Raw genomic sequence first — 477 nt, forward strand, 5'->3', positions numbered from 1 at the left:
TCCAGTTGGATGAGTTGAATCTTGAATTGGTGGCTCTGCTCCTTCAGTTTGAAGTGGTGGTTCTTGAATTGGGGATCCTATTTCTTCAGCTGAAGGAGTTGAATCAACAATAGGTGCATCCGTTGTTCCTGGATCGATTGGTGACTCAGGAATGTCAACTGGTCCAAATTGATCAATTCCAGGAATCGCATCGTTTTTCAAAGCGTTATAGGTCGCATTGTGCGCAGAGACAGCCTTATCATCCAGCTTATCTAAAACGTTGCCAACTGCCCCTTTCGTATTTTGCATAGTTTCAAATGCTTTCCATTCTGCCAAATCAACCATATTACTTACACCACCTTTGGCCGCATTCATTAATCCCTGGTCTTTTATAGAGTTCAAAGCACCTTGAATACCACCTCCAGTTCTGGCAAGACTATTCCCCAGAATCTGACTGCCTTTAGACAAGGCATCTGGAGCTTTTTTAGCCATATCCAT

General features: G+C 43.2%; 1 pseudogene. It reads right to left on the reverse strand.

What is annotated here, in order from left to right:
• A pseudogene (locus HMPREF2619_RS02160) lies at positions 1–477 on the reverse strand (hypothetical protein); the annotation flags it as partial.

Source organism: Streptococcus sp. HMSC074B11 (genome assembly GCF_001808705.1).
Taxonomy (GTDB): Bacteria; Bacillota; Bacilli; order Lactobacillales; family Streptococcaceae; genus Streptococcus.